The organism is Arthrobacter sp. NPDC093125 (assembly GCF_044754225.1).
Taxonomy (GTDB): domain Bacteria; phylum Actinomycetota; class Actinomycetes; order Actinomycetales; family Micrococcaceae; genus Arthrobacter.
This window is the reverse complement of the sequence record NZ_JBIVOQ010000001.1, coordinates 308364-330614: the sequence shown is the minus strand read 5'-3', so window position 1 is coordinate 330614 and position 22251 is coordinate 308364. Positions and strand designations below refer to the sequence as shown.

Below are 22251 nucleotides of genomic sequence, written 5' to 3'. Positions count from 1 at the left end.
GCAACGCACTGTTCTGCCTTCTTCGTTACCGATTGGTAGCTCAAGAATATGACGCAGCACACGTTCGGCTGCCTTTTCCTGTCGTGCCAGACTGAACCCACAGTGCTTGCATCTTCAGGCGGCCCCCGGGCAGTTCTGTCGATGCGGGCCACGCCCGTGAGCATGAATAAATGCCCAAAGAGTAATAGGAGTTTCCAGTGATCGTAGCGTTTTCAGTAGCTCCCTCCGGTACGGTCGGCGACTCGGTCCACGACGCCGTGGCGGCCGCCGTCAAGGTCGTGAGGGAGTCCGGTCTGCCGAACCGGACCAGCTCCATGTTTACCGAGGTGGAAGGCGACTGGGACGAGGTGATGGAGGTCGTCAAACGGGCAACAGAGGCCGTGAGCGAGTACGGGCCCCGCGTGTCCCTCGTGCTGAAGGCAGACATCCGGCCCGGCCATGAGCGTGAGCTGACGGGGAAGGTCGAGCGCCTGGAGCGGGCGCTCGAAGGAGCGGGAGTCAGGCTGGACGAGGAGGCATGAGCAGGCCATGATCGAGCACAAGTCCCGGCCAGAGTGGGTGGCCGTAGAACAGTATCTGGACGACGCCGTCGTGCATCAGGAGCCCGCCCTGCGGCGGGCCGTGCAGTCCGCCGCCGACGCCGGAATGCCGGCCATCGAGGTGACTCCCAACGCGGGAAAGCTGCTGAAGCTGCTGGTCATGACATCCCGCGCCAAACGCGTGCTGGAGATCGGTACACTGGCCGGATTCAGCACCATTTGGATGGCCCAGGGGCTTCCCGACGACGGCCGCCTCGTAACGTGCGAATACCTCACCAAGCATGCCGAGGTTGCGCGGAAGAATGTGGACGCCGCCGGAGTCGGCCACAAAGTGGACATCCGGGTGGGCGCAGCACTCGACACGCTGCCCGCAATGGAAAATGAGGACCAAGATCCCTTCGACTTTGTCTTCATTGATGCGGACAAGGAGAACGATCCGCAATACCTGGAGTGGGCCATTCGCCTGGGCCGGCCGGGTACCACCATCGTGATGGACAACGTGGTGTGGGAGGGGGCGGTGCTGGACCCTGCCCTTGACGAGGTCAACGCGCCGGGGATTATCAGTGCCCTGAAGATGATGGGGGAGGACAGCCGGCTGGACGCCACCGTTATCCAGACGGTGGGGTCAAAGGGGTGGGACGGCTTCGCGCTGGCTGTGGTCCGCTAGCCTCGTTCGCAGCCCGGTCAGACCAAGAAGCACCGCCCGCGTACTGGATGTACGCGGGCGGTGCTTTGCTGATCAGGCTGTAAGCCTTGTGGTGTGCGCTAGCTGATGGAGTTCATGGTGTTCCAGCCGGTGCCGATCTGGAGCTTGCCGAGGAAGCTTCCGGTTCCGCTGCCGCGGTAGATGAAGAGCCGTCCGCTGGTATCCCGGGCCATCAGGTCGGCCTTGCGGTCGCCGTTGAAGTCACCGGGGGCCATGATGCTGTTCATGGAGCTCCATCCGTTGCCGATCTGGACCTTTCCGAGGAATGAGCCACCTCCGTCGCCGCGGTAGAGGAAGAGGTTTCCGGCCGCGTCGCGGGCCACGAGGTCGGCTTTGGCGTCACCGTTGAAGTCGCCTGGGGCGACGATGGTGTTCATACCGCCCCAGCCATTGCCGATCAGGGCGTTGCCAAGGAAGCCGCCCCGTCCGTTGCCGAAGTAGAGGAACAGGTTCCCTGCGGCGTTGCGGGCTGCCAGGTCGATCCGGCCGTCGTTGTTGAAGTCGCCGGGGCCGAAGATGGCATTCAAGGTGTTCCAGCCGTTGCCGATCTGGGTCTTTGTTCCGAATCCTCCTGCTCCGTTGCCGCTGTAGAGCCAGAGCCGTCCGCTGGAGTCGCGGGCTACGATGTCGGCCCTGCCGTCACCGCTGAAGTCGCCCGGGCTCACGATGGACGTCATGGAGTTCCAGCCGCTGCCGACGAGGGACTTTCCGAGGAAGCCACCGGTGCCGTTGCCGCGGTAGAGCCAGAGCTGTCCGCTGGTGTCGCGGGAGACGACGTCGGCCTTGCGGTCGGAGTTGAAGTCCTGCAGCTTGGCCTTTGCCGCTGTCACGCTTTGACCGATGTGCAGGGTCCGGGTCGCAGTGGTGCTGACGTTGCCGGCAGGATCCGTGGCGCGGACGTTGAAGATGTGCGCGCCATTGGCCTGTGCGTCCCAGGTCTTGGGTGAGGCGCAGGTGGGATCCCATGTTGCGTTCGCCGGCAGGAGCTGGCATTCGAAACGTGCCTGGGTGTCAGCACTGCTGAAGTTCAGCGTGGGTGTGTTGTCCAGGCTGGGCGTGGACGGGAGTGGAGTCGTCAGGGCGACCGCCGGGGCCACGGTATCCACCGTGAAGTTCAGCGTTCCGGAGGTCTCGGCGCCGGCACTGGCCTGTGCGCTGTGGGGGCCGTGAGCGAGCGCGGCCAGCGTAACCGAGTACGTGGAACCGGTTACTGTAGCTGCCTGCGCTGGGCCGCCGTCGACAGACACCGCCACCGGTCCCGTCGTGCCTGCCGGCAGCGTGCCGGTCAGTGTCGGGGTGGTCACTCTGGTGACGTTGTCTGCCGAGGAGCGGCCGCTGTCGCTGGCTGCGGCCAGGTCCGGTGTCGAAGGACCGGCCTCGGTACCCTCGGCGATCAGGCCCTGGACCGTGAACAGGTTCGTCGTGGCCGTGTTGATGCCGGGTCCGCCGGCGTTCGGGCCGACGATCTGGACGAAGTTGTTGCCCGACGGGGCTCCCGTTACGGTCCGCGCGGTTTCAATGTCACCGAGGGTGCCGGCAGCCGCGCCGTTCTGCTTGAGGAAAGTGGCTGTGGAGCCGGTCGTGTAGTCTCCGAGGAAGGCTGCGCCGACGGCTTGCCAGTCGCAGGCAGCAGTCGCGGTCGGTTCGCAGCCCTCGTCCAGGGTTACGTTGATCACGCCGGTGCCATCGGCCTCGAAGGTGTGGATACCGTACGGGTGGGTGATGGTGTAGGACGCGCCGGCCTGCAGCCCGTCAAACCGGAACCGCAGCCGGCCGAAGCCCATTTGATCGCCGTCAATGACTGCTTCGTTGGCGTGCGCTGCTTCGAGAGCGGCTTCGTAGGAGCCGGTGCCGACGTCGGCCGCCGCCGCGAACCAGAACGCTTCATCAGGGAAGTTGTCGGGGTAGGAAGCGGGCGCCTCCGGGTTGGGCGGCTCGGACAGGCAGCCCTTTCCTGCTTCGTAGCAAAGCTGCAGGCGGACCGTGCCGTCCGAATACCAGGTGGGAAAACCGTTCGCCTCATCCACTGGCCCAACGCCGGCGGTTGCAGCGCTGCCCGGAAGGGCAGCCAGCGGCGCCAGCGCGGCGGCCAGCAGTGCGCCGGAGACGACGGCGGCAAGGCGGCGGGATGTGGTCGTCATCGGCTGGCGGGCTGCACGACGGGCGCGGCGCGCTCCGTCTGGCATCTCGGGCCGGTCAACAGACTTGGAAAACATGGGTGACTCCTCAGATGGACACTCGATTAGTGGCCCCCAGTACCTTCAAGGCCAGGCCGGGAAGTGGATTCCCTGCCACCGCCAATTTGTCGAACCGACCTTGGATAAACATCGGACGAAATGGCTTATTGCCGCTGCTTTCCGGGTGCGGACTACCGGTTGTGGGCTGAAGAGGCTGCTTATTGGTTCAAAAACGTGCTCAGGAGTCCCCTGCAACCCGGTGATAGGCCTGTGACCAGAGTTTCTGTTGTTTACAAAAGTGCCGGAATCACGGCCTGCCGCCCGGTTAAGCCATCGATTTGTGGGGGCCCATATGGGGGTGATGCCCGGTCTGTCCCCCCAGAAGGCTTGTCCGCTCCAGAATTTCCCAAGAACACGCGGACATGCTCGTGGCATCCCTTCGAAAGGAGATCCGGTCGTGTCCGTTTTCCGGCGGCAAGTCCTCCTGCCAGGAGGGCCAACCAAACCAGCTCATGCGGGCGGCGCATTCCTGACGCGACGGGAAGCGCGCGCAGCAGCGGTTGAACGCCCTGCGGGAGATTCACGGCCGGGCTTCTGGAACAGGAAAACAACGACGGCGGCAGTGCTGGCCGGCGGTTTGCTCGCCACCCGCCTGTGGGTCCTTGAACCCATGACGGTAAGTTCCGACAGCATGGAACCTGCTGTCCCGCAGGGCAGCACCGTCCTGCTGTACAAGCCCGGCCCGCAGCTGGGCGGCCTCGGAGCGGGGGAACTGGTAGTGTTCAGCAGCCCTGAAGACGGCCGCCCCACGCTGAAGCGCGCTGTGGCCTTCGAGGGACAGACCGTTGCCATCGAAGACTCCATCCTTGTGGTGGACGGAGAACCGCAGCCGGAGCCCGGCATTGACCACAGCCGCATCGACGGGACCTATTTTGGTCCGGTCACCGTGCCAGCCGGCCACGTCTTCGTACTGGGCGATAACCGTTCGGGCTCCATCGATTCCCGCAGCTACGGCAGCGTCCCCTTGGAGAACGTGCATGCCACTGTGGCGTGGCCGGCCGGAAGCTAGCGTGTGTTCCCGCACTCGGCCTGAGGAGTCTCCCTCCGGGCCCACGTCCACAAAGGACATCGTCACGCTCATCCCGGCCCAAGGTTTGGACGGCAGAACCAGCAGGAGGCGGGGGCCGCTTCCTAGTCTTTGCCTTTGCCCTTGCCCTTCTCTTCTTCGGCTTTGCCCTTGCCGCTTTCCCGGTCCTTCTCCTTCTCTTTGTCCCGGTCTTTCGGCTCGTCTATCTTGTCGTCCTGCTGCGATGGCGCCGGCGCTGGACCGGGTGTTTCGGCCGGTGCAGGGGCCGGAGCGGCGGGCTCTGGAGGAATGGCGGCCTGTGCATCGCCCCGGATGCGGGCAATAGCCTGGAGGATGCGGGTCTTCCGTTCTGCGCTGATCTTGCCTTCCGCTGCTGCCCGTTCGACGTCGGCGGCAAGCGTGTCCAGCGTCGCCAGGGCAGCAGCGTGGTCGCCGCCGGCCAGGGCTGAGCGGACGGCTGCAACCTGCTCTTGCAACGCGGCGCCTGTACCGCTGTCCAGGCCCCCGTTGGCCGCGCATCCTGGGACCACGAGGGCGGCGGCAAGGATCAGGATGCGGACGGGCCGCAGGCAAGCCGGTTTTAAGGTAGGGCCAAGGGTCATGGCCGCACGCTTTCTTCAAGTTCCCTCATATGGTCCTCGACCTGGCCGGTCAGTGCGGGAGAGGGGGTGGGCGCCGGGCGGCCTGAAGCCAGGAGTCCGGTCGAGAGCAGGACGGCCAGGACAATGCCGGCCGCGGCGGCCGTTACGGCGGCCGGGATCCAGGGACGCCGCGGGGCCTTCGTTCCTGGTCGCTTCTCCTGGATGCCGGTCGTTCGGGGTACCGGTTGAGGAGCGACGGCTGTTCGGGGAGCCCTGGGCGGGGGAGCGGGGAGGCGGGACAGCGTGGAGTTTGTCTGTTGGCCAGGCGGGGGTTTCGGCAGGATTCCCCTGCCGGAATGGCGTTCTGCCGGGATGCCGGCCGCCCTTGCAGCGTCCGACGCCCCTACGGAGGGCAGGCGGAGCGTGGGGTTTGGAGGCTGGCCGGTGAGCGCAGCGGCGACCTCGGCTGCCGCGGGCCGTGCCTGCGGTTCGCGGCTCGTCTCCGGGCGAGCAGGCCGCACCAGAAGGGGCCGAGGTGCTCCGGGATGGCGGGGTCTCTGGAGAGGCGGGCGGCTGCTGATGCGAAGGGAGAACCGGGGTATTCCTGGGTTCCTGTGAGGCATTCGAGGAGGACCAGCCCGAGTGCATAGATGTCTGCAGCCGGTTGTCCTTCATGTCCTGTTGCCTGTTCCGGGCTCAGGTAGGCGGCTGTGCCGATGGTTGTGTCTGAAAGGGTGAGGCGGTCGCTGTCCGAGGCGCGCGCGATCCCAAAATCCGCCAGCTTCGAGGTTGCACGCCCTTCTGCCCAGCCTTCGGGCAAAAGGATGTTGGCCGGCTTCACGTCACGGTGCACCACGCCGTGGGAATGAATGAAATCCAGCGCCGCGGCAGTCTCGGCTCCCAAACGGCGCGCGTCTCTATCTGCCAGGGGTTCGGCGAGAAGCCGCCGGTGCAGGTCGGTGCCGGGGACATACTCCATGACCAGGTACTCAAGCGTCCCGGGGTCGCCGGCGCTGTCGAACCCGGCGTCATGAAGCGCGACGAGGCCGGGGTGGCTGAGCCCTGCAAGCAGGCGCATTTCTGTCCGCCGCCGCTGCAGGTCCGCGGGATCCGGTACATCGCCGCGGAAGAGTTTCACGGCCACGTCCCGGCCCAGCACTTCGTCACGCGCGCGGTAAACAGTGGACATGCCGCCGCTGCCCAGGAATTCAAGCAGTCTGTACCTGCCTGCCAGGGTCTCTGCGAGTCGTCTGTCTGGATTCATGTGCTGTGCGTGGCCGCCGGGGCGGGGAAGCCGCTCCGGCTTGAGGGCGGTTAGCGGTGGGCGTAGGTGAGGCAGTCTGCCACGTGCGCTGTCATGGGAGATTCCTCCTGGTCCCGGCCGCCCGGACGGGCAGCGCCTTGCGTCCACGGTATGCCGGTCCGGACCGATCAAAAAGACCCAGTTGTATGTTCTAATTTCGCCCGGCCACCCGCTGTTCATTGATGCCGGTGCATCAGCCCGGGAATGGGCCTGAGGCACCAAAAAGCCCCGCGTCATGTGAAGGCGACGCGGGGCTCCCGGGGGCGCTCCGTCATCTGGGGGAAACGCGGCGCGCCCGCATTGAAGTTACTGCAGGGTAGTTTTGTCGTTCAACTTTAGAATCCAGGGCGGCAAGCGATCTGCCGGTGGCCCGGTCCGGGAGCCTGGGGCGGCAGGCTCACCCGCCGGAGCTATATACAGGGAGGTGCAGGGCGGGGTAGGTTCAGAGCAGGGAATTCTGTCAACGCTTGTTAGCAGGAGACCGCTCCAGGGACTTGTGCGCTCCCTCGAGATATCGCCGCTGTAGCCTCATGGTGGCCATCATGCACTCCGAGGAAAGAGCCACCATGGCCCCCTCCCATTTCCGACAATTCCTTTCCGACGCCACCGCGCCTGCTCCTGATACCGATAGTCCGCTGGGGCCTGACTGCCTCTACGGCCTGTACACCAGTTGGTGCCTGCTCCAGGGGATGAAGCCCAAGCCCGACACGTCCTTCCGGAAGGGCATGCGGATGTGCCGTATCAATATCCATAGCGGCAGGCTGAGAATGAAAGGCCGTGCGGCAGCAGACTACATACTCACCAGCTACCCCCACGCCGCCTGATCATGTCACTCGGTTTCCACGGTTTCCGTCACGACGGCGCCGGTCGACGCCCTGTCCTGCCGGTGATGTGCGGCAACTGCGGCACAGACCACCATCTCACCATCAGATCCGTCACCGATCTCCCGGGCGGGCCGCCCGACGTCGTGATGGTTTCCTACACATGCAGCCGGTGCGGGACGTTCAGCGAGCACCCGGCCCAGGTTGCCGACCTGTCGCTGGTTCTGGCCCGTCCGGAACAGGCGGGGGACCTGCTGATATTCGGCAGCCACTACATGCACTGCGGGCAGCCGATGAAGAAAGCCGGCTCGGAACTTCGCAGGCTCTCTGCGCCGCTGTCCACCGAAGATGAAGTCGAGGACGCCCTGGGTGTCTACCTGTCTACCCGGGTTCTGAGATGCGACTGCGGCTTCCAGATGGAACTGCCCGAGTAGCCGGCACCTGATAGGCAAGAGGACGACGGCGGGAAGTCCCCGCCGTCGTCCTCTTTTGTTTTCGGTGTCGTTGCGCCTTATCAGTTCACCGGGTTGCCCAGGTCGCGCAGATGGGTCCTGCTGGTCTCGCGGGCCCAGAGTGCGCCGGCGACGGCAAGAACGGAGGAGGCGGCAACGATCCAGGCGGCGGGTCCCCAGTTGGCCTTGTCGGTTCCGACGAGAGCGGTGCCGAGCAGCGGGGTGAATCCGGCGCAGAGGATGCCGATCTGCAGGCCAATGGCCATGCCGGAGTAGCGGACCTTGACGTTGAAGAGCTCCGAGAACCAAGCCGGGTAGATTGCGTTGGACATCGCGTAAGTACCGGCGGTGATGAGGGTGCTGGTGAGGAAGATCATCGGGACGTTCCCGGTGGAGATGACAGAGAAGTACACGAAGATCATGACCCCGGAGCCCAGGACGCCGGCGATGAAGACGGGCCGCCGTCCAAGGCTGTCGGACAGTCTTGCCATGAGCGGCTGGGTGGCGATGGCCAGGACGTTGCCGGCGATGCTGACCCAGAGCATGGTGGATGCGGGCACCCCGACCGTGACGGCGTACGCGAGGCCGAAGGACTGCATGAACGTGTTGGTGACGGTTTCGAAGGACATAAGGGCTACCTGGAAGAACTGTGCCGGGTGGGTCTTGAACATTTTCGCGAAGGGGAGTTTCACGAGTTCGCCGTGGTCGTGCTTTTCCTCGAAGACTTCCGGCTCGTCAAGGGAGCGGCGGACCAGGTAGGCGACGATGAGCACGATGACGGAGAGCCAGAACGGGATGCGCCAGCCCCAGGCGAGGCGGTCGGCTTCGCTCATGGCGGCCACGGGAAGGAAGGCCAGGGAGGCCAGGACGATGCCGGCGGAGATGCCGCTCATGGCGAAGCTGGCGAAGAAACCGCGCCGGCCTTCGGGCGCTTCCTCGGTGGACAGCGCGGAGGCGCCCGCCGTCTCGGCGCCGGCGGAGAGGCCCTGCATGAGTCGGAGCAGCACCAGCAGGGCGGGGGCCCAGTAGCCGGCGGTGTTGAAGTCCGGCAGGACACCGATGAGGAAGGTTGCGGCCCCCATGAGGACCAGGGTCAGCACCAGGGTGTTCTTGCGGCCGATCTTGTCGCCCAGGTGGCCGAATACGACGGCGCCGAAGGGCCGGGCGACGTAGGCTACGCCGAAGGTCGCGAAGGAAGCGAGCAGGGCGACAGTTGAGTCACCGGCGGGAAAGAAGATCTTGGAGAAGATCAGGGACGCTGCTGTGGCGTAGATGAAGAAGTCGTAGTACTCGAGGGCCCCGCCAAGGAAAGCGGCCAGGGCCGCCTTCTTGGCGCGCTTGAGCTGCCGTTCCGCCTCGGCCGGTGACTGGGCCTGTGGCCCCGCTGCGATGTTCGTCATTGTGTAGGTCCTTCCACGCTGAAGGCGATGGGTCGACTTTTCCAGTTTGTGCGCAGACCGAACAGATGTGCGGAATGCGATTTCTATAAGCGTACTGGACGGTGAGGCCTATCACAACGGCTGCGGCTGGAAAGCCTGGGAGAGGGGCGGGGGCAATCCCTATATGATCGAAACAGGGCCGGGGCCGGGTGTGTCGGCTGGGTAGGTACGCGTGGTCAACGAGGGCGGGAAGTTCATGGAGGAGCAGCCAGCCTACTTTGTGAAGTCGGTTGAAAAGGCATTTGACGTGCTGCTCGCTTTCACCCCCGACAGCCCGAAGCTCACTGTTTCCCAAGTCGCAGCCCGGGCTGACATGACCAGGGCTTCCGCGAGGCGCTTCCTTATGACTCTGGCTGATTTGGGCTATGTCCATGCGGAAGGCCCGAACTTTGAACTGACTGCCCGTTCGCTGGACATCGGGCGGTCGTTCCTGGCGAACCTGTCGCTGCCGGGGGTGGCCGAACCCCACCTGAAGTCGCTGGCTGCCAAGCTCAACGAAACAACATCATTGTGCATCCTCGACGGCGCCGACGTGGTGTACATCGTGTGTGTGCCGTCGCCGAGGCTGCTCAGCGTGTCGATCCGCGTGGGTACGAGATTCCCGGCCTGGGCAACGTCCATGGGGCGCGTCCTCCTGGCCGCCTTGCCTGAGCCGGAGCTGCAGTCCTACCTTGGGTCGGTTGAACTGCGCCGTTTCACCGAGCATTCGATCGGCAGCCCCGATCGGCTCCGCGCTGAACTCGAGGCCACAAGGGCAAAGGGCTGGTCCATGGTCTCGGAGGAGCTTGAGGAGGGTCTGCGCGGCGTCGCCGTCCCGGTGCGGCGGGGGAACGAAGTGGTTGCCGCTGTCAATGTATCGCTGCAAACCCACCGGGCTTCCGCGGATGACCTGGAGAAGACCGTGATTCCCCGCCTGCAAGAAACTGCGCGACAGATAGCTCTCGACTACAGCGGGCGCGACGAGGCTGCTGCGGCGCGCTGAATGAAGGGCGAGCCAGGGCTCTGTCGTACTGGCTTTGGATCTGGGCGGCGAGACGTGCCCTTGTCGATTAACCAGCCCCTCGAGCAAATGGCCGCGGGCCGCCCGGAAATCCGGGCGGCCCGCGGTTTTCGCGTCACTTCCTGTCTGTGTTTACTTCCTGTCCGGGCGGTCCTGTTCCCTCTGTCCTGCCTTGTGCGCACCGTTCTGGGCACTGGCGCGCTGCTCGCCGTTCTGTTGGCCATTGTCACCAGAGTGCTGCTCGCGCAGTTCGCGGCCGTGGCGGACGTCTTCCTCCTCCTGGGCCTGCAGCTTCTCGCTCTTCTTAGTGTCCCGCGGCGGCAGCTGGATGGTTTCCTCAGCCTCGATGCCGGCCTGCAGTTGGCGGCCGCGCTCCATTTCGGCGTCGAACTCCGCACCGAACAGCAGGGACATGTTCAGGATCCACAGCCACAGCAGCATGATGATTACGCCGCCGATCGCGCCGTAAGTCTTGTTGTAGTTGCCGAAGTTGGCCACGTAAAAGCCAAAGCCCAGCGATGCCAGGACGAAAACCATCAGCGCAATGAAGGAGCCGAGGCTCATCCAGCGGAATTTCGGCTGCTTGACGTTGGGCGTGGCGTAGTAGAGGATCGCAATGATCGCGATGACCAGCAGGACGATGACCGGCCATTTGGCGATGTTCCACACGGTCAGGAAAACCCCGCCGAGTCCGATGGCACCGCCCACGGCTTCCGCCACGGGGCCGCTGAGCACCAGCATCGCGGCCAGCAGCGCCACGATGACCACAGAAAGCAACGTCACGCCAAACATCGTGCCGCGAAGCTTGACGAAACCGCGGCCTTCGTCGACCTCATAAACCCGGTTCATGGCCCGGCCAAACCCGGTTACATAACCGGAAGCGGACCAGAGCGCCGTTGCAAGACCGATGACGAGGGTTAAACCTGCTGCCGGTGAAGCAGTGAGTTCCTCGATGGGGCCCCTGATGGTGTCCAAGGCCGCACCGGGGGCGATGCCTTGCGCGATCTGGAGGAGTGCCGCCGTCGTGCTTTGTGCATCACCGAAGATGCCGATAAGGGAAACCAAGGCCAGCAATGCCGGGAAAAGCGAGAGGACGGCGTAATACGTCAGCCCCGCGGCGAGGTCGGGGCACTGGTCCTGCGTGAACTCGCGGAGCGTCTTTTTGAAGATGTACTTCCACGCAGGCTTAGTGACATCCGTAGGGCTGTCGGGCTTGCGTTCGTCATCAGGGGCGGGCGCCGAGGACGCCTTGGCCTTGCTGGTTTCTGGAGCTTCATTCGTGGCCATTGGACCATCCTTTCGGGCACTTGCAGGTCGGCAGGATCAGCGGTGGGAAAGCTGCCTCCCCGCAGTCAATTGGGTCAGGCTTTGTGGACGGTGTCCTTGGCTTTTGCGGTCTACCGCATCAGGACCGGCCCGGTCTAACCGAGGCCGGGGTTCCGTCTGTCGCGCGTGAGCGGGTCGCTCCCCATCGGGTCATCGGCCAGATCTTTCCCCGCCAGGGGGTCGTCCGCGATGTGTGCCGGGGACTGCGCATCCTCGGCCAGTTGGGGGGAAGCCAGCGGACCGCGAGGGCCGGCCGGGGACGGGGCTGCACCGCCGAAGCCGGCGGTGGTGGCGTTAGGGCCGGGAAGGCCGACTGGAGGCGGGGGTACGGGGGCGCCGGCCGGTGGAACGTAGCTTCCCGAAGCCGTCTCGGCGCCGGGCAGATCCACTTGGGGCGGCGGCACAGCGGAACCGGCTGCCGCGTCGAACCCCGTTTCGAACCCCGGGGGAGTGGGGGCGCGGTGGCGGCCGCCTTCCTGCCGGCCCGCCCCGGCATTCAGCCCCCGGGTGAGACTCCCGGTCAGGATGCCCGCACCGGCGGCCAGCAGGAGAAAGGCACCAGGACGCCTCCGGGCGAAGGAGGCCACGTCGTCCAGGAGGGAGGCTGGATCGCCCCTGTCGAGCCAGGCCGCCGCAGTCCCTGACTGTTCCGCGGCCTGCCGGACCAAATTGGCGGCGACCCCCGGCTGGTCGGATGCCTGCGACATCGCCTGCAGCTGGTCCGAGATGGAGCGGAGGCCCAATGCTGCCTTTTGTTGCTGGCTGGAAACCTGGCCGGTGAGTTGCGACTTTGCTTCGCTGAGCAGGTTTACAGCCTCTGATCTGGCTACGGCTGTGACGCCGGCAGCCTCGGATTTTGCTGTCCGGGCGACAGCGCGGGCGGAGTCAGAGGCCTGCTGCGCCGTGTCCAGCGCCCCCTCCCTGGCAGCCTCCTTCTTGGAAGTAGTTGCTCCGGCCACGGGGTAATTCGTGTGCTGCGGCCATTCGTTCTCTGTCATCGTCGCTCTCTTTCCAGGAAGTTGGCTGCTGATCACAATCGGCTTAACTCGCTGTAAAATAGTAAGCATGATTACTATCAGATAGAAAGTACCGCGATTGCCGTTCGTTCAACCGGCCGCGGGCTGAAGCCTGCATCAGGCTCCCTGCCCGTACCGCCGGACCCTGCTGGATATGGAAAGAGGTGGAGCCTCGGTGGATACAGCTACCTGGGTATGGATCGTTGTTGCAATTGTTGTTATCGCGCTGATTATTTTGCTGCTGGTGACCGGCCGCAAACGCAAGGAGGCTTTTAAGCGGAAGCGGGATGAATCCAACCGCCAGCATGCCGCTGAGATCCGCAGGAAGGCGGAGGACGCCGAGCTTGAGGCCCGGGAGAACGAAGCGCAGGCACTCCGCGCCAAGGCCGACGCCGAAAAGGCCCAGGTTGAGGCTGCCCGGTTGAGCCAGGAAGCTGAGCAGCGGCAGTCCGAGGCGCAGGGCTTCAGGACTGATTCGGAAAAGCACCTCCACAAAGCGAACGCGCTCGATCCGGACGTCGACGAGAAGCGCGAGCAGCCGAGGGGGGCCATGGTCGACCCCGACCAGCGGTCGGATACCACCCGCCTGAACAATCCGCGGGAGTAGCGCCGGAGCCGGTCTCGGCGGGAATTCGCCCGCCGGGACGGCTATCCCCGTTTCCGCCGGATCAGTGCCGCCACGGAAGACCCCAGCGGGCGCCGCGGTTTGAGAGGCGGCGACGGCGCGAGCCCGGAACCTGCTGCCATGCCCTCGATGACTTCCTGAATGGCATCCAGGGACGATGTCCGGGGCTCCCACCCGAGTTCTGTGCGGGCGCGTGCCGTGTCCATGATGGGCGCGCCGGCTGCCATGTCCACCCAGCCTGAGTCTGTCTGCTGCAGCCTCAGCCGCCAGGTCGCGCCCACGAAGGCGTGCAGGAGCCGGACCGGAACCGGAAGCACCCGGCGGGCGGAGAAGAGCCGGGCGAGGTTTTGCGGCGTAACAACCGGTTCTGCTGCGACGTTAAAGGCCCCGGACGCCTTGTTCCGCACGACCCGCCAATAGGCATCAGCCACGTCATCCGCGTGCAGTGCCTGAAAGACGAATTCGTTTGGGATAGGCAGGATTGGCAAGGCCGGGCGGCGGGGCACAAACCTGGGGTGCACCATGCCGAGGAAGTACCGGCCGATCTCGCTGCCGGCGTCGCCCTGGAAAATGAGTCCCGGCCGCAGCCTTGCCACCGCGATGGAGGGATTTTCGGCGGCGAACCTGTCCAGTACGGCCTCCTGGTCGGCCTTGTCCCGGCTGTAGTGGGACCCTGCCATGCCCAGGGTGGGCCAGCCCTCGTCCACGCGGCGGTCCTTGGGGCCGCGGCTGTAGGCGCCGACTGACGAAGCGCACACCACGTGCCCGACTCCCGCATCCTTCGCGGCGGCCAGCACATTCTCTGTCCCGGTGACGTTGGTGCGGTGCAGCAGGGCAAGGTCCCGGTTCGGTTGGATTTGCCACGCCAGGTGCACCACCGCGTCCGCCCCGGCAAAGGCGGCCCGTAGACCGCCCCGGCTTGCGCTCAGGCCGACGTCCAGAGCGTGCCATTCCACTCCTTCGTAAGGACCCTGCGAAGTATCCGGCATCCGGCGGCTGATGCCGACCAGTTCCAGGCCGCCCGGCTCGTCTGCGGCGGCCTGGTTGAGCCTGCGCAGCAGCGCCGTGCCGGCGTTCCCGCTGGCTCCCGTAATGGCAATGCGCATTGTCATATCCTCCGTGGCTGCGTTGGATCTGTACGGCGGTGCCGAAGGATTTCCCAGGCGCCGCAGAAGGTGCTGCTGGGAAGAGCCTACCCTCCGGGGCGATTGTGTAATAAGTACACTTATGGTTTCCTTCTTCTAAGTCTTGCCGCAGGCTTTCCAAAGATCTAGGTCGAAGGAATCCCCCGACATGCCAGAAAATATTGTCTTCACAGCTGTCAATGAATCAGCCGAATGCGACGGGGAATCTTCCGTAGAGTCCGCCCGGCCCGAATGGGCTGAGCGGTCCTCCAGCCGTGCAATCCATCAGCCCGGGCGGCTCCATGAGGCGTTCCAGAACCAGTTGGTACTGAACTATCTGGACCTGGCCGAGTCCCTTGCTGCGCGCTATGCCGCCAGGGGCAGGGACCGCGCCGACCTGGTGCAGGTGGCCTACCTGGGGCTGGTCAAGGCTGCGAGGGGGTTTGACGAGAAAAAAGGCGAGAGCTTCCCGGCGTACGCTGCCCCGACGATCAGCGGCGAGCTGAAGCGGTTCCTCAGGGACCGGTGCTGGACCGTGCGGCCACCGCGCAGGGTCCAGGATGTCCGCACCCAGATGCTCCGCACGGCCCCGGATCTGGCCCAGTCCCTGGGGCGCGTTCCCACCGAACACGAGTTGGCCGCTGAAATGGCTGTCCCGGTAGAGGAAGTCAGGGAGGCGCAGGCCGCGGGCAGCAGCATGCATCCCGATTCCCTCGACAACGCGGACCCATGGGGCGGCCCGCCGATGGCCGAAACACTGATGTCACCGGATACACCCATCGAGCATCTTGAAGAACTGGTGTGCCTGAACGAGGCAATCCAGGAGCTGGATCCGGATGACCGCGAGATGCTGTACCGCCGGTACTACCGGGAGGAGACTCAGTCCGAACTCGGCCAGCGGTTCGGCATCTCGCAGATGCAGGTGTCACGGCGGCTGTCACGCATTCTTGTCTGCCTCCAGCACCGCCTGCTGGCTGAGGATCACGAGAGCGCGAGCCCGCGGACGGCGGCCAGCACGTCCTCGGCCGAAACGGCCAGCAGGGCCGGGTCAGGCGTGGCAGCGAAAGTGTCGCCGCGCCGCAGCTGAGCCTGGGTCAGCACCACGTGCGGCCCGGGCGGGGGGCCCCACACTTCAGCGGGTGCAGGGCCGAAAAGGACAACGGACGGCCGCGCATAGGCTGACGCGAGATGGGCCGCGCCTGTGTCGGCCGAGACCACCAGCCGCGCGTCGGCCACGGTCGCCGCGAACGCCGACAGCCCGAGCGTCCCGGCCAGGACGTGGTTCTCGGCCAGTCCCGCGGCACTCGCCACGTCCAGGGCACGCGGCCGTTCCCCGGAACTCCCGGTAAAGACCACTTGGTGCCCCTGCTCGGATAGCTCCCGGGCCACGCGGGCGAACCTCTCCACAGGCCACAGCCGGCTGCCGTACGCAGCACCTACGTGCAGCACCGTGGCACCCGGGCAGGGGCTTGCCACGGAGGGTTGAAGCAGCCGGAAATCTTCGGGCTCGGCCTCGATGCCATGCCACTCCAGCAACCGCGTCCACCGGGTCCGTTCGTGAATGTCGTGGACCCACTCGGGGCCGTTCCTGGTAGCACTGCGGTGGCCGATTATTGTCCGGGGCCTGATGTCCGCCAGCCGGTCGTCGCTTTCCGGGCCGCTGCCGTGGAGGTTGACGGCCACATCCACGGTGCCGGCTTCAATCGGAATCGGAACGTCAAGCCCGTGGGTGGGGAGCAGTTCGTACCCGCCCACGAGTTCGAGCGCCTCGGCGAGCCATCCCTGGGCCGCGTAGAGCAGGCGGTGATGCGGATATGCCCTGCGCAGTGCACGCAGCGCCGGAACGGCGACCAGCATGTCGCCAAGCTTCAGTGCCCGCAGGACCAAAAGGACGGGCTGTTCGCGTCCGCCATCAGGTTGTTCCATTGCCTGTCCTCCTCCGGTCGGTGCAGCCTGTGCCGACTGCCTGACGAGGAGTCTAATCCGAAGAAGTAGGAGGACGGTTGTTTAGTCCTGTGCCGGAGGGGGAACGGAGGGTGTATGGCTAGCAACGCTTCTCAGCTCAAAGCTGTGCTGTTCGACCGGGACGGCACGCTCGTCATCGACGTGCCTTACAACGGCGACCCCTCGAAGGTCAAGCCCTTCCCGGGTGCCCGCAAGGTCCTAGATGAGCTGCGCGGCCTGGGTCTCGCCACCGGTGTGTTGAGCAACCAGTCGGGCGTGGCCCGGGGCATACTGACGCTGGACCAGGTCAACAGCGTGAACAACCGCGTGGAGGAACTGTTGGGACCCTTCGATGTGTGGGAAGTGTGCCCGCATTCAGCCGAGGACTCCTGCAGGTGCCGCAAACCCGCTCCCGGCATGATCCACAGCGCGTGCGACCGGCTGGGCATCCATGCGTCGGAGGCAGCCTTCATCGGTGACATCGGCAGCGACGTGGAGGCCGCGCGGGCCGCAGGGGCCCGGGGCGTGCTGGTTCCCACACCGGTGACACGCGAGGAGGAGGTGGCCGCGGCCCCGGAGGTCGCGGCTGACCTGGAGCAGGCAGTGGCACTGCTCCTCAAGGGACCGGCATGAGCAAGGTGCTGGTGGCCCGGCTCGACAGCGTGGGCGACGTGCTGCTGGCCGGTCCCGCCGTCAGGGCTGTGGCCAACGGGAGGCGGGCCGACGGCGGCGCCCCCAATGACGTCGTCGTCCTTTGCGGACCGCAGGGACAGTCCGCCGCATCGCTGCTGCCAGCTGTTTCCGACGTTTTCGCCTGGGACAGCCCGTGGATCACCAATCCCGCCCCAGCGGTGACGGGACCGCATCTGGATGCGCTCGTGGACTTCGTCCACAATTCCCGGATCACCGAAGCAGTCATCCTCACTTCCTTCCACCAGTCACCCCTGCCGCTGGCGATGCTCCTGCGGCTGGCCGGGGTTTCACGGATCACGGGCGCGTCAACGGACTACGCAGGGTCGCTGCTGGACGTCCGGTTGCGGCCCGGCGAGGACTTTCCCGAAGACCAGCCGGAGGCAGTGCGGGCGCTGGGTATTGCCAGGGCTGCAGGCTTCCGGCTGAGGGACGGCGACGACGGGAAGCTGATGGTCAAGGATCCCCCGGACGTCCGGAACCTCGTCGGGGAGGAGCCCTACGTCGTGGTCCATCCCGGTGCAACCGTCCCTGCCCGGGCATGGCCTCCGCTCCACCACGCTGCGGCGGTGGAGCTGCTGGAGGGATCAGGCCACCGCGTGGTGGTCACCGGCGGGCCGGGGGAAACGGATCTGACGGCAACGGTGGCCGGCCCGTCCGCCCTGGACCTCGGCGGGCAGACAGACCTCCGGACGCTCTCGGGCGTCCTGGCAAAGGCTCAGGTGGTGGTTACAGGCAACACGGGTCCCGCCCACTTGGCGGCCGCCGTCGGAACCCCGGTGGTGAGCCTGTTCTCGCCCGTCGTGCCGGCGGTCCGGTGGGCGCCGTACGGGGTGCCGCTGGAACTGCTCGGCGACCAGAACGCAAGGTGCAAAGGGAGCCGGGCGCGGATCTGCCCGGTTCCGGGCCACCCCTGCCTCAGCTCTGTATCGCCGGAGCAGGTGGTGGAGGCAGTTGAACGGCTGATGCGCGGGATTTCCTCCCTCAGCACTCGAAGAAAGGTGCGCAGGTAATGAGAATTCTCCTCTGGCATGTACACGGGTCCTGGACGGATGCCTTCGTCCGCGGACGGCACGAGTATCTCCTGCCGGTCCTGCCTGAAGGTGGCGCGTGGGGCCTGGGCCGGGCCGGCAGGGACTGGCCGGCGTCCGTGCAGGAGGTGTCTCTGGCGACGCTCGACGCGGACAGCATCGACGCGGTCGTCCTCCAGCGTCCCGAGGAGGCCGCAGAGGTGACCCGCGCACTGGGGCGGCGTCCCGGCGTCGACCTTCCCGCCGTGTTCGTTGAACACAACACGCCCAAGGGTGATGTCCCCTTCAGCCGGCACCCGCTGGCGGACCAGCACAACATTCCGGTGGTGCACGTAACCCACTTCAACGAGCTCTTTTGGGACAACGGCCAGGCGCCCACCACCGTGATCGAACACGGGATCCACGACCCCGGTTACCTCTACACCGGCGAACTGCCCGAACTGGGCGTGGTGGTGAACGAGCCGGTGCGCCGCGGACGCGTGACAGGAACGGATTTGCTGCCCCGCTTCGCCGAGGCCGCACCGCTGCAGGTTTTCGGGATGGGCGGCGGCGAGCTTCATGCCGCAACGGGGATTGAGCCCGCAAGACTGAAGGTCCGCGGGGACCTGAAGACCGCAGAGCTTCACCGCGAACTGGCCCGCTGCCGGGTCTATCTGCACCCCCTGCGCTGGACGTCCCTGGGACTCGCGCTGCTGGAGGCGATGCATCTGGGCATGCCCGTCCTCGCCCTCGACACCACTGAAGCAGCGCGGGCCGTACCGGCCGAGGCGGGAGCTGTTTCCACGAACGTGAGTGAGCTGCTCCGGACGGCACGGCAGCTCATCAACGACCCCGAGGAGTCGCGGCGACGGGGTAAGGCAGCGCGGGAGGCGGTCTTGGAGCGTTACGGCCTTGACCGCTTCCTGGCTGATTGGGATACGGTCCTGGCGGATCTCAAGTCCGGGCCAGGCCACCGTATTTTGATGGGGCCCGGAACCGGGCCCTCTATCCCGGCGCGAGAAAGGACCACCCATTGAAGATCTCAATGATTTCGGAACACGCCAGTCCGTTGGCAGCGCTCGGCGGCGTGGACGCGGGCGGCCAGAATGTGCACGTGGCTGCGCTTTCCACCGCGCTGGCCCGCCGCGGCCACTTCGTCACGGTATACACCAGGCGTGACGCCCCGGATCTGCCCGCAAAGGTGCGGGTGCAGCCGAGGCTCGAGGTGGTGCATGTCGACGCCGGTCCGGCCGCCCACGTCCCCAAGGACGAGCTGCTGCCGTTCATGGAGGCGCTCGCTGACGGGGTGGTCCGGGACTGGGGCCGCACGCCTCCGGACATCGTCCATGGACACTTCTGGATGTCCGGCATTGCCGCGCTCAATGCCGCGCGCCGTGATCCTTCCGGCTTCCGCGTGCCCGTGGTGCAGACATTCCACGCACTCGGCACGGTCAAGCGCCGGCACCAGGGCGCCGATGACACGAGTCCGGCCGAGCGCCGCTTCCTGGAACCGTCTGTGGGACGGTCGGTGGACCGCATCATCGCCACCTGCTCCGATGAGGTGTTCGAACTAAAGGCGATGGGCATCGACTCGGGAAAAGTCTCCATCGCGCCCTGCGGCGTGGACCTGGACCTGTTTTCCGGCACGGGACCGGTCGATTCCCGGCCCCGCCGGCATCGCATCCTGTCCGTGGGCCGGCTGGTGCCACGGAAAGGGGTGGACCTGGTGATCCGCGCACTGGCTCACCTGAAGGAGGCGGGGTTCGACGACGTCGAGCTCCTCATCGTCGGCGGCGGCGAAGCCGCAGGAAACCAGGATCCTGAAGCGCGGAGGCTCCTCGACCTGGCCCGGAATTTGGGCGTGGCGGACCAGGTGGAACTGCGCGGCCAGGTCTCGCGCGAGGAGATGCCGGCGATTTTCCGCAGCGCCGATGCAGTGGCCTGCACTCCCTGGTATGAGCCATTTGGCATCGTGCCTCTTGAAGCGATGGCGTGCGGCGTGCCGGTGGTCGCCGCTGCGGTTGGCGGCCTGACGGATTCTGTGGTGAATCACGGAACCGGTCTGCACGTGCCTCCACGGGATCCGGAAGCGATTGCCGACGCCCTGGCGGCGCTGCTGGCCAGCCCGGAACTCCGGGACAAGCTGGGCCGGGCCGGCGAAAGGCGTGCAAAGGCGCGGTTCTCCTGGAGCCGGATCGCGGCGGAAACCGAAAAGTCGTACCAGCTGGCGATCGCGGAAACGGCAACGGCAACGGCCACCAGCCTCCCAATGGAAGGAGCGGCACTGTGACAACGGAATGGTCCCTGCAGGAGGCCGAGCTTCCGGCCCTGCCGCCGGTCACCGGCCGCACGGTTTTTGAACGGCCCCTTGAACAAAACCCTGAACAGCCCCTTGCGTGCCCGGAAGCCGGGCACGTTCCTGAGGCTTCCAGGGATGCCGTCCGGATCCACCTTGAGAATGTCCTCCCGGCGCTGCGTTCGCTCGAGAGCCAGTCTGACCTGCTGGCGGCGTGGGGCGTCGAACTGGCGAAGCGGCTGCTGGGCGGGCAGCGGCTGCTGGCAGCGGGCAACGGAGGATCCGCTGCCGAGGCCCAGCATCTGACCGCTGAGCTTGTGGGCAGGTTCGACGGTGAACGCGTGCCCTTCTCGGCGATCGCGCTGCACGCCGAGAGCTCGGCCGTGACCGCCATTGCCAACGACTACGGCTACGACGAGCTGTTCGCCAGGCAGGTGCGGGCCCACGGGCGCTCCGGCGACATCCTCCTGCTGCTCTCCACCAGCGGAAAGAGCCCCAACCTGCTGCGTGCCGCCGAAGCAGCCGCCCGCCTGAACGTGACCACCTGGGCGCTCACGGGCCCGGCGCCGAATCCACTGGCGGAGAGCTGCGATGAGGTGGTGGCCATCGACGCCCTTTCAGCGAACGCGCAGGAGGGCCACCTCATTGCCCTGCACGCCCTGTGCCGCTCATTCGAAGCCGAGATTGCCCGCAAGGGCAAGACTGCTGCCGGGCAGGAGGTTGATCGCGGATGAGGATCACTGTGGTTGGAGATGTGCTGCTGGACGTGGACCTGGCCGGCGAAGCCACCCGGCTGTGTCCGGACGCGCCGGTCCCGGTGGTGGATATCGCGGAAGTCCGACGGCGGGCCGGCGGCGCCGGGCTTGTCGCGCGGATGCTCGCCCAGGACGGACACCGGGTCACCCTTGTGACGGTGCTGTCCGATGATGACGCCTCCCTGGAGCTCGAAGGGGCCCTCGCCGGCATACGCGTGGTAGCTGGCCACTCCGGCGTCCGGACCCCGGTGAAAACCCGGGTGCGGGCGGGCCGCCAGCCCGTTGTCCGGGTGGATGAGGACTGCGCCAGACCTGCCGTTCCGGCCGCCACGGCTGCGATGCTGAAAGCCATGGAACAGGCTGAGGCCATCGTCGTTGCCGACTATGGCCGCGGCGTTGCGGCCAATCCTGAGATCCGGTCCCTCCTCACAGCCCTGGCTGACAACATCCCGATCGTCTGGGATCCGCATCCGGCAGGGGCTAACCCGGTCCCCGGCGTTACAGTGGCCACTCCCAATCTCGCCGAGGCAACCAAAGCAGCGGGCAGGGCGGCGGAGACGCCGGACGAAGTCGCAGCGGTGGGCAACGCGCTGCTGGACCGCTGGCACGGCAACGCGGTGCTCGTGACCATGGGGGCGAGCGGCGGGATGCTGCTGGGACAGGACGACCGCCAGCCGCGGGCCATTCCCGCTCCCTCCACCGACGTGACTGACCCGTGCGGCGCCGGGGACAGGCTGGCCGCCAGTCTTGCCGTGCACCTGGCCGAAGGCCGGGGCCTCGACGACGCCGCGGAACTCGCCATCCGCGCGGCGGCGGACTTCCTGGGCGCCGGAGGAGTTGCCTCCCTGCCTGACCGCCACCGCCCGGTCTGGCGGCACCGGCGCGACGAGGACGCCATGGCCCTGGCCCGGCGGGTCCGCGCGAACGGCGGAACTGTAGTGGCAACGGGCGGCTGCTTTGACCTGCTGCACGCGGGCCATGCACGAACACTCGCAGCAGCCCGGGACCTTGGCGACTGCCTGATCGTGTGCCTGAATTCGGACGCTTCCGTGCACCGGATCAAGGGTGAACAGCGCCCCATCGTCAGCGAACAGGACAGGGCGGAACTTCTCCTGGCTCTCGCGTGCGTGGACGCCGTGATGATCTTCGAAGAGGACACCCCTGAGGCGTGCCTCGACGAACTGCGTCCGGACATCTGGGTGAAGGGCGGCGACTACCAGGCATCACAGCTGCCCGAAGCCGGCCTGGTGGAAAGCTGGGGCGGGCGCTGCATGACCGTGCCCTTCCACCCGGCGAGGTCCACATCCATCCTGGCCGATGCGCTGGCCAAGGTCAGTTGAGCCCAGCGGCTGTTGTGCCT

General features: G+C 66.2%; 21 protein-coding genes. 13 read left to right on the top strand and 8 right to left on the bottom strand.

What is annotated here, in order from left to right; all coding sequences use genetic code 11:
• Nucleotides 1-197: 197 nt before the first annotated feature.
• The gene (locus tag ACIP9X_RS01520; RefSeq protein ID WP_400477947.1) at nucleotides 198-521 is read left to right on the top strand and encodes an MTH1187 family thiamine-binding protein; all 324 of its coding nucleotides are present in this window, start codon (nucleotides 198-200) and stop codon (nucleotides 519-521) included.
• A 7-nt stretch (nucleotides 522-528) separates the two neighbouring features.
• A complete protein-coding gene (locus ACIP9X_RS01515) occupies nucleotides 529-1206 on the top strand; it encodes an O-methyltransferase (RefSeq protein ID WP_400477946.1) in 678 nt (225 codons plus the stop codon).
• Nucleotides 1207-1304: 98 nt separating this feature from the next.
• Here ACIP9X_RS01515 and ACIP9X_RS01510 read toward each other — a convergent pair whose 3' ends face one another.
• Entirely contained in the window at nucleotides 1305-3461 is a 2157-nt protein-coding gene (locus tag ACIP9X_RS01510; RefSeq protein ID WP_400477945.1) for an FG-GAP-like repeat-containing protein, read from the bottom strand.
• 583 nt (nucleotides 3462-4044) lie between these two features.
• Here ACIP9X_RS01510 and lepB point away from each other — a divergent pair.
• Nucleotides 4045-4491 carry a signal peptidase I gene (lepB, locus tag ACIP9X_RS01505; protein WP_400478520.1) on the top strand — a complete coding sequence of 149 codons (447 nt, stop codon included), beginning with the start codon at nucleotides 4045-4047 and terminating at the stop codon, nucleotides 4489-4491.
• A 122-nt stretch (nucleotides 4492-4613) separates the two neighbouring features.
• Here the strand turns inward: lepB and ACIP9X_RS01500 are convergent, their stop codons facing one another.
• Entirely contained in the window at nucleotides 4614-5111 is a 498-nt protein-coding gene (locus ACIP9X_RS01500) for a hypothetical protein (protein WP_400477944.1), read from the bottom strand.
• A gap of 382 nt (nucleotides 5112-5493) precedes the next feature.
• Nucleotides 5494-6354: a serine/threonine-protein kinase gene (locus ACIP9X_RS01495; RefSeq protein WP_400477943.1), complete on the bottom strand. Its 861-nt coding sequence runs from the start codon at nucleotides 6352-6354 to the stop codon at nucleotides 5494-5496.
• Between the two features lie 865 nt (nucleotides 6355-7219).
• On the opposite strand from ACIP9X_RS01495, the gene ACIP9X_RS01490 reads away from it, so the two are divergent.
• On the top strand, nucleotides 7220-7648 hold the full coding sequence (locus tag ACIP9X_RS01490) for a hypothetical protein (protein ID WP_400477942.1): 429 nt from the start codon (nucleotides 7220-7222) through the stop codon (nucleotides 7646-7648).
• Nucleotides 7649-7728: 80 nt separating this feature from the next.
• Here ACIP9X_RS01490 and ACIP9X_RS01485 read toward each other — a convergent pair whose 3' ends face one another.
• Nucleotides 7729-9066 carry an MFS transporter gene (locus tag ACIP9X_RS01485; RefSeq protein WP_400477941.1) on the bottom strand — a complete coding sequence of 446 codons (1338 nt, stop codon included), beginning with the start codon at nucleotides 9064-9066 and terminating at the stop codon, nucleotides 7729-7731.
• 235 nt (nucleotides 9067-9301) lie between these two features.
• Between ACIP9X_RS01485 and ACIP9X_RS01480 the strand changes: the two genes are divergently transcribed.
• On the top strand, nucleotides 9302-10087 hold the full coding sequence (locus ACIP9X_RS01480) for an IclR family transcriptional regulator C-terminal domain-containing protein (RefSeq protein ID WP_400477940.1): 786 nt from the start codon (nucleotides 9302-9304) through the stop codon (nucleotides 10085-10087).
• A gap of 150 nt (nucleotides 10088-10237) precedes the next feature.
• On the opposite strand, the gene ACIP9X_RS01475 is transcribed toward ACIP9X_RS01480, so the two are convergent.
• Together ACIP9X_RS01475 and ACIP9X_RS01470 are read right to left on the bottom strand one after the other, a co-directional pair.
• The gene (locus ACIP9X_RS01475) at nucleotides 10238-11392 is read right to left on the bottom strand and encodes a YihY/virulence factor BrkB family protein (protein WP_400477939.1); all 1155 of its coding nucleotides are present in this window, start codon (nucleotides 11390-11392) and stop codon (nucleotides 10238-10240) included.
• 134 nt (nucleotides 11393-11526) lie between these two features.
• Nucleotides 11527-12429 (bottom strand): hypothetical protein, encoded by a 903-nt coding sequence (locus ACIP9X_RS01470; protein ID WP_400477938.1) that lies wholly within the window; start codon nucleotides 12427-12429, stop codon nucleotides 11527-11529.
• 193 nt (nucleotides 12430-12622) lie between these two features.
• Here ACIP9X_RS01470 and ACIP9X_RS01465 point away from each other — a divergent pair, with 193 nt between their 5' ends.
• Complete coding sequence (locus ACIP9X_RS01465; RefSeq protein ID WP_400477937.1) at nucleotides 12623-13054, top strand: hypothetical protein; 432 nt, start codon at nucleotides 12623-12625, stop codon at nucleotides 13052-13054.
• A 41-nt stretch (nucleotides 13055-13095) separates the two neighbouring features.
• Here the strand turns inward: ACIP9X_RS01465 and ACIP9X_RS01460 are convergent, their stop codons facing one another.
• Nucleotides 13096-14178: an NAD-dependent epimerase/dehydratase family protein gene (locus ACIP9X_RS01460; RefSeq protein WP_400477936.1), complete on the bottom strand. Its 1083-nt coding sequence runs from the start codon at nucleotides 14176-14178 to the stop codon at nucleotides 13096-13098.
• Between the two features lie 187 nt (nucleotides 14179-14365).
• On the opposite strand from ACIP9X_RS01460, the gene ACIP9X_RS01455 reads away from it, so the two are divergent.
• Entirely contained in the window at nucleotides 14366-15283 is a 918-nt protein-coding gene (locus ACIP9X_RS01455; protein WP_400477935.1) for a sigma-70 family RNA polymerase sigma factor, read from the top strand.
• Here the strand turns inward: ACIP9X_RS01455 and ACIP9X_RS01450 are convergent.
• Complete coding sequence (locus ACIP9X_RS01450) at nucleotides 15178-16122, bottom strand: glycosyltransferase family 9 protein (protein ID WP_400477934.1); 945 nt, start codon at nucleotides 16120-16122, stop codon at nucleotides 15178-15180. The two genes, ACIP9X_RS01455 and ACIP9X_RS01450, sit on opposite strands and share 106 nt — an antisense overlap.
• 114 nt (nucleotides 16123-16236) lie before the next feature.
• On the opposite strand from ACIP9X_RS01450, the gene ACIP9X_RS01445 reads away from it, so the two are divergent.
• The 6 genes from ACIP9X_RS01445 to rfaE2 are packed head-to-tail and all read left to right on the top strand — an operon-like array spanning nucleotide 16237 to nucleotide 22231.
• On the top strand, nucleotides 16237-16773 hold the full coding sequence (locus ACIP9X_RS01445) for a D-glycero-alpha-D-manno-heptose-1,7-bisphosphate 7-phosphatase (RefSeq protein ID WP_400477933.1): 537 nt from the start codon (nucleotides 16237-16239) through the stop codon (nucleotides 16771-16773).
• Complete coding sequence (locus ACIP9X_RS01440) at nucleotides 16770-17843, top strand: glycosyltransferase family 9 protein (RefSeq protein WP_400477932.1); 1074 nt, start codon at nucleotides 16770-16772, stop codon at nucleotides 17841-17843. Before ACIP9X_RS01445 ends, ACIP9X_RS01440 begins: the two co-directional genes overlap by 4 nt.
• Nucleotides 17843-18877, top strand: coding sequence for a glycosyltransferase (locus tag ACIP9X_RS01435; RefSeq protein WP_400477931.1), 1035 nt, complete (start codon nucleotides 17843-17845; stop codon nucleotides 18875-18877). Before ACIP9X_RS01440 ends, ACIP9X_RS01435 begins: the two co-directional genes overlap by 1 nt.
• Nucleotides 18874-20130, top strand: a complete 1257-nt coding sequence (locus tag ACIP9X_RS01430) for a glycosyltransferase (RefSeq protein WP_400477930.1) — start codon at nucleotides 18874-18876, stop codon at nucleotides 20128-20130. Before ACIP9X_RS01435 ends, ACIP9X_RS01430 begins: the two co-directional genes overlap by 4 nt.
• Entirely contained in the window at nucleotides 20127-20870 is a 744-nt protein-coding gene (locus tag ACIP9X_RS01425) for an SIS domain-containing protein (RefSeq protein WP_400477929.1), read from the top strand. Before ACIP9X_RS01430 ends, ACIP9X_RS01425 begins: the two co-directional genes overlap by 4 nt.
• The gene (gene rfaE2, locus ACIP9X_RS01420; protein ID WP_400477928.1) at nucleotides 20867-22231 is read left to right on the top strand and encodes a D-glycero-beta-D-manno-heptose 1-phosphate adenylyltransferase; all 1365 of its coding nucleotides are present in this window, start codon (nucleotides 20867-20869) and stop codon (nucleotides 22229-22231) included. The genes ACIP9X_RS01425 and rfaE2 overlap by 4 nt, the downstream gene beginning before the upstream one ends.
• Nucleotides 22232-22251 lie beyond the last annotated feature (20 nt).

Excerpts from the sequence above, each read along its gene's own strand:
- rfaE2 (WP_400477928.1), top strand. The coding sequence starts at position 20,867 with ATGAGGATCACTGTGGTTGGAGATGTGCTGCTGGACGTGGACCTGGCC.
- ACIP9X_RS01470 (WP_400477938.1), bottom strand. The coding sequence starts at position 12,429 with ATGACAGAGAACGAATGGCCGCAGCACACGAATTACCCCGTGGCCGGA.
- ACIP9X_RS01485 (WP_400477941.1), bottom strand. The coding sequence starts at position 9,066 with ATGACGAACATCGCAGCGGGGCCACAGGCCCAGTCACCGGCCGAGGCG.
- ACIP9X_RS01480 (WP_400477940.1), top strand. The coding sequence starts at position 9,302 with ATGGAGGAGCAGCCAGCCTACTTTGTGAAGTCGGTTGAAAAGGCATTT.
- ACIP9X_RS01445 (WP_400477933.1), top strand. The coding sequence starts at position 16,237 with ATGGCTAGCAACGCTTCTCAGCTCAAAGCTGTGCTGTTCGACCGGGAC.
- ACIP9X_RS01490 (WP_400477942.1), top strand. The coding sequence starts at position 7,220 with ATGTCACTCGGTTTCCACGGTTTCCGTCACGACGGCGCCGGTCGACGC.
- ACIP9X_RS01460 (WP_400477936.1), bottom strand. The coding sequence starts at position 14,178 with ATGCGCATTGCCATTACGGGAGCCAGCGGGAACGCCGGCACGGCGCTG.
- ACIP9X_RS01440 (WP_400477932.1), top strand. The coding sequence starts at position 16,770 with ATGAGCAAGGTGCTGGTGGCCCGGCTCGACAGCGTGGGCGACGTGCTG.
- ACIP9X_RS01495 (WP_400477943.1), bottom strand. The coding sequence starts at position 6,354 with ATGAATCCAGACAGACGACTCGCAGAGACCCTGGCAGGCAGGTACAGA.
- ACIP9X_RS01450 (WP_400477934.1), bottom strand. The coding sequence starts at position 16,122 with ATGGAACAACCTGATGGCGGACGCGAACAGCCCGTCCTTTTGGTCCTG.
- ACIP9X_RS01455 (WP_400477935.1), top strand. The coding sequence starts at position 14,366 with ATGCCAGAAAATATTGTCTTCACAGCTGTCAATGAATCAGCCGAATGC.
- ACIP9X_RS01515 (WP_400477946.1), top strand. The coding sequence starts at position 529 with ATGATCGAGCACAAGTCCCGGCCAGAGTGGGTGGCCGTAGAACAGTAT.
- ACIP9X_RS01510 (WP_400477945.1), bottom strand. The coding sequence starts at position 3,461 with ATGTTTTCCAAGTCTGTTGACCGGCCCGAGATGCCAGACGGAGCGCGC.
- ACIP9X_RS01500 (WP_400477944.1), bottom strand. The coding sequence starts at position 5,111 with ATGACCCTTGGCCCTACCTTAAAACCGGCTTGCCTGCGGCCCGTCCGC.
- ACIP9X_RS01475 (WP_400477939.1), bottom strand. The coding sequence starts at position 11,392 with ATGGCCACGAATGAAGCTCCAGAAACCAGCAAGGCCAAGGCGTCCTCG.
- ACIP9X_RS01435 (WP_400477931.1), top strand. The coding sequence starts at position 17,843 with ATGAGAATTCTCCTCTGGCATGTACACGGGTCCTGGACGGATGCCTTC.